Below are 4,755 nucleotides of genomic sequence, written 5' to 3' on the forward strand. Positions count from 1 at the left end.
TCATCCCGATTGCACTCCAACGCGGCTGCGTAGAGATCGTAAACACGTTCTAAGAGGCTGACTGGCCATCGGCGGCCCCGGATCAACCCATGTCCACGTTGACCAGCTTCCAGCCGATGAGCCCGTCGCGGCGGAAGATGAACGCCGTGGCCGGATCGTCCTTGCGGAAGACGCGCACCTGGCCAAAGCTCTGGTAGCGCACCGAAAGCCCCCTGGCGCGGCCCTCGCGGGAGCCCTTGGACGCATCGGGCGCCTGCGCCTCGGCCGCGTCCGGGAGCCTCGGGCCGAAGCGCCCGCTGCGCATCATCATCATGACGCCCGCAGGCGACACCAGCTGGTCGACGGCTGCGCCAACGACCATGCCGCCGATCGCCTGCCCGATGCCGCCAAGGGCAGGCTCTTCATCGCTGCCGGAGCCGGGAAGCCGGGACGCCAGCGAACTCATGAGCTGGCCCTTGACGTTCTCCCGGAGTTCCGGGAAATCGACGAACTGCGACAACGCCGTGGAGTCCTTCGCGTCGAGCGCCGCCTTGATGGAGTGCAGCGCGATATAGGGCGATGCGTAAATCAGCATGGCAATCGCCAGCGCCGCGGCGGCCAGCGCCGTGAGCACGACATGCTTGGGGTTCTTCATTCCTTGTGATCCTTGCGCCATGCCCGCCTGCGGGCATCCTGAATGCAAAGCCTGAATGTTCGCACAGCCAGGTGCCGTGCTCCCCGGCATGGTGGCACGGGCCGCCGCCGGCTCAACTGGCTTTCTTCATCCAGTCCGACAGCTCGTCGGCATGCTCCTGCTCCATCTCGAGGATCTGCTCGATCATGCGGCGCGTGGTGGGATCCTTGTCGCCGATGAGCTCGATGATCTGCGTGTAGGCCTCGATGGCCACACGCTCGGCGATCAGGTTGGAGCGGATCATCGCGCGCAGGTCGAGCTGCTCGTCATAGTCGGCGTGGCTGCGCCGGGTGAGCGTGTCCGGGTTCAGGTCCGGCTCGCCATCCAGTTGCACGATGCGCTTGCAGATCATGTCGGCATGCTGCTGCTCCTCGTTGGCGTGCTGCAGGAACTCGGCGGCAATCGCTGGCGACTCCAGCCCCGTGGCCGTGAAATAGTGGCGCTTGTAGCGCAGCACGCAGACCAGCTCCGTGGCCAGCGAGTCGTTGAGCAGCTGGATGATGTCATCGCGATAAGGTCCGAAATCCGGCGTGACCGCGCCCTTGTCCAGGCTCCTTTTTGCCGCGTCCAGGCGCTTTTGGTCGATGCGCAGCGCTTCTTTCGGGGGTGACTTGGTGTTTGCCATCGTGGGTTTCCTCTTGGTTGTCGGGAATGCCGGTCCGCCCGGATCGGGGGAGAAACCGATCCGCCGCGTCCTCATGCCACCGTAAACGCCTTGCCCGGCCCTGTCTGTGAGACAAGGCTGACACTCGACGACATACCCGGCCTGCCTACAATGTCCGCCGGCCGGCATCATCCGATGCGGCCGTCCACCGCCATTTTCTGCACCCACGGAATTCCACATGACAGCATCCGCAAGGCCTGCCATCTGCCTGAACATGATCGTCAAGGACGAGGCGCACGTGATCGAACGCTGCCTCGCCAGCGTCAAGCCCTGGATCGACCGCTGGGTCATCGTCGATACCGGCTCGAGCGACGGCACGCAGCAGGTCATCCGCGAGTGCATGCGGGACATTCCCGGCGAACTGCACGAGCGCCCCTGGAAAAACTTCGCGCACAACCGCAATGAAGCGCTGCAACTGGCGCGCGCGCAGGCCGACTACCTGCTTTTCATCGATGCGGACGAACAGCTGCTGATGCCCCAGGGGTTCGCCTGGCCGCCGCTGGAGGCGGACGGCTGCTTTCTCACCTGCCGCATGGCCGGAGTCGAATACCAGCGCAATGCGCTGGTCGCCACGCGCTGCGACTGGCGCTGGGTGGGCGTGCTGCATGAGTACCTCTCGGCTCCCGACGCCCGCCCGTGGCGGCAACTGCCCGGCCCGATCATCTTCGTGTCGCACGACGGGGCGCGGGCCAAGGACCCGACCACGTATCTCAAGGACATAGCGCTGCTCCAGGAGGCGCTCAAGGAGGAGCCGCAGAACACACGCTATGCGTTCTATCTGGCGCAGAGCTTTCGTGATGCCAACCATCCCGAGCAAAGCCTGGAGTGGTATCGCAGGCGCGCGCAGATGGGCGGTTTCGAGGAGGAGCGTTGGTTCTCGCTGTTTCAGGTGGCCAGGCTCCTGGAGCGTACCCAGGCCGATCCCGGCGCGGTGCGCGACGCCTACCTGAGCGCGTATGCGGCCCGCCCCCAGCGCGCGGAGCCGCTGTGCGAGCTGGCCCGCTATTGCAGGGTGCGCGGCGAATATGCGCTCGGCGCCCTGTACGCGCTGCAGGCCTCGCAGATCGCGCCGCCGCAGGACATCCTGTTCGTCGATGCCGCCGTCTACCAGTGGCGCGCGCTGGATGAACTGGCGGTCAGCGCCTTCTACACCCCGCACCGGGACGCGGGGCTCGCCGCGCTGCGCAGGCTGCTGGAGCAGCAGCTGTTTCCGGAGTCCGAGCGCAGCCGCATCGAAGCCAACCGCAAGTTCTACGGCATCTGAGCGGCTGGCGCGGATGTCCGTGAATCAGCCCCGAGCCCGCATCTCGATCAGCGCATCCACGGCCACCGCGCCTTCGCCGGCGGAGCCCACGATCACCGGATTCAGGTCGAGCGAGGCGATCCGGTCAGGGACGGCCTGCACGAAATCGGCCACCGCGACGGCGAGATGCGACAGCGCCGCGATGTCCAGCGGCGCTTCGCCGCGCAGACCGCCGAAGAGCGGGGCGATGCGCAGCTTGCCGAGTTCGCGCTCGACGTCGGCCGCCGAGAACGGCGGCAGCAGCACGGCGCAGTCGTTCAGCGCCTCGGTGTACTTGCCGCCATCGCCCACCACCACGACCGGGCCGAACACCGGATCGACGTGCGCGCCCACCATGAATTCGTGGCGGCCCTTGTGCATGGCCGCGACGATGACGCCGTCGCGCGCGGCGCTCAACTCGTCCATCTTCGCCCAGAAACGCTCGAACAGTCCGGCCGCATCCCGCGCGCTGGCTACGCCGAGCGCTACGAGGCCGTGCTCCGACTTGTGCGGAATGTCGCTGGAGCAGGCCTTCATCACGACCTGCCGGCCGCTGGCGCTGATGCGCTCGAAGGCGGCGCTGGCCTCGTGCGCGCTGCGGCACAGCGTCATCTGCGCCACGGGAACGCCGTGTCCGCCGAGCAGCTCCAGGCTGTCGGCCTCGTTCAGGAAGCGCTCGCCATGTTCGGGCAGTTGCACGCTCGCGGCGCGGCCGGCCGGGGGGTGAGGACGGAGGCGGGGGCGGCGCATGAGTGCGGTGTGCCGGGCCAGTTGCGCGAGCACGCCGATGGCGTCGCCTTCGTTGGGGAACGTGGCGATGCCGTGCGCGCGAAATGCCGAGGCGACGCTTTCCTGCCAGGCCGCCACGGCCACGGGTTTGCCGGTGCCGGCCTCGAATGCCGCCGCGTCGCGTGCAAAGCGCTCCACGTCATAGCCAGCGCCCGCGACCGGGATGTTGATGAAGAAAAGATCGGCTGCCGGATCGTCGGCGACCACGGGCAGCACATCGCCGAACAGGCCGCTGTTGGATAGCAGGGCGGCGGTGATGTCGATGGGGTTGTGCGTCGTGGCGAACCCGGGCAGCTTTTGCGCCAGGCGGCTTTGCGTCTGCGCCGACAGCTCCGCCAGCGGCAGCTTCTCGTCATCGGCGGCGTCCGCGCCCATCACGCAGCTCGCGCCGGAATTGCTGATCACCACCAGCCGCCTTCCCTCGGGCCGCCAGCCCTTGAGATAGGCATGGGCCGCGCGCGCCTGCTCATGCGGATCGCGCACGCGCCAGATGCCGTGCTGGCGCAAGAAGGCGTCCACGACGCGGTCTTCGTTGGCCAGCGAGCCGGTGTGCGACGAGGCGGCGCGCTGCCCGCCCGCCGTGCGTCCCGCCTTGACGGCGACGATGGGCAGATCGCGCTCGCGCGCCACGGCGGCGGCCTGCGCGAGGATGTCCGGGTGGGCGATGCTCTCCAGATAGAGCAGCAGCAGCTTCACGTCGGGGTCGTGCGCGACGGCCAGCGCCATCTCGCCCACGCTCACGTCCACCTCGTTGCCCGTGGCGTGCACGTGGCGCACGCCCAGGCCCTGGCCGCGCAGCAGGCCGTAGGTCATCGCGCTCATGCCGCCGCTCTGGCTGACGATGCCGATGGGTCCGTCCTTGGGCGGCACCTCGATGAACATGGTGGAAAAGCCCGCGATCGCGCCGGTGCCGAAGTTGGCAAGGCCCTGGGTGTTGGGGCCATACAGGCGCATGCCCGTCCTGCGTGCGGCCTGCAGCATGTGCTGCTCCAGCTCCTTGCCCTGCGGGCCGGTTTCGCCGAAGCCGGAGGCGATGATGACCGCCGACTTCACGCCGCGCGACGCGCAGTCCTCCACTGCCGGGATGGTCTTGTCGCCGCCGACCACGATCAGCGCGAGTTCAGGGACTTCGGGAAGATCGGCCAGCGCCGCGTAGGAGCGGTGGCCCTGGATTTCCTGCCGGGTGGGGTTGATCGGATAGATCGCTCCCCGGTAGCCATGCTGCTGCATGTAGTGGATCGGGCGTCCGCCGATCTTGTGGATGTTTTCGGAGGCGCCGATGACAGCGACCGAGCGGGGGTTCAGCGCGGATTGGAGAAGGTCCGTCATTTCGATGTGCGATGTGCG

General features: G+C 67.7%; 4 protein-coding genes. 1 reads left to right on the top strand and 3 read right to left on the bottom strand.

Annotation, left to right across the window (positions count from 1 at the left end; genetic code table 11):
• Positions 1–82: 82 nt before the first annotated feature.
• Positions 83–634: a DUF2939 domain-containing protein gene (locus ABWP92_RS16470; RefSeq protein ID WP_353236491.1), complete on the bottom strand. Its 552-nt coding sequence runs from the start codon at positions 632–634 to the stop codon at positions 83–85.
• Between the two features lie 112 nt (positions 635–746).
• Complete coding sequence (locus tag ABWP92_RS16475) at positions 747–1,298, bottom strand: ferritin-like domain-containing protein (RefSeq protein ID WP_353236492.1); 552 nt, start codon at positions 1,296–1,298, stop codon at positions 747–749.
• A 217-nt stretch (positions 1,299–1,515) separates the two neighbouring features.
• Between ABWP92_RS16475 and ABWP92_RS16480 the strand changes: the two genes are divergently transcribed.
• A complete protein-coding gene (locus ABWP92_RS16480; RefSeq protein WP_353236493.1) occupies positions 1,516–2,601 on the top strand; it encodes a tetratricopeptide repeat-containing glycosyltransferase in 1,086 nt (361 codons plus the stop codon).
• Between the two features lie 24 nt (positions 2,602–2,625).
• Here ABWP92_RS16480 and ABWP92_RS16485 read toward each other — a convergent pair whose 3' ends face one another.
• Positions 2,626–4,737, bottom strand: a complete 2,112-nt coding sequence (locus tag ABWP92_RS16485) for an acetate--CoA ligase family protein (RefSeq protein WP_353236494.1) — start codon at positions 4,735–4,737, stop codon at positions 2,626–2,628.
• Positions 4,738–4,755: the final 18 nt, after the last annotated feature.

The sequence above is a fragment of the Diaphorobacter ruginosibacter genome, assembly GCF_040396215.1.
Lineage (GTDB): Bacteria > Pseudomonadota > Gammaproteobacteria > Burkholderiales > Burkholderiaceae_C > Diaphorobacter_A > Diaphorobacter_A ruginosibacter_A.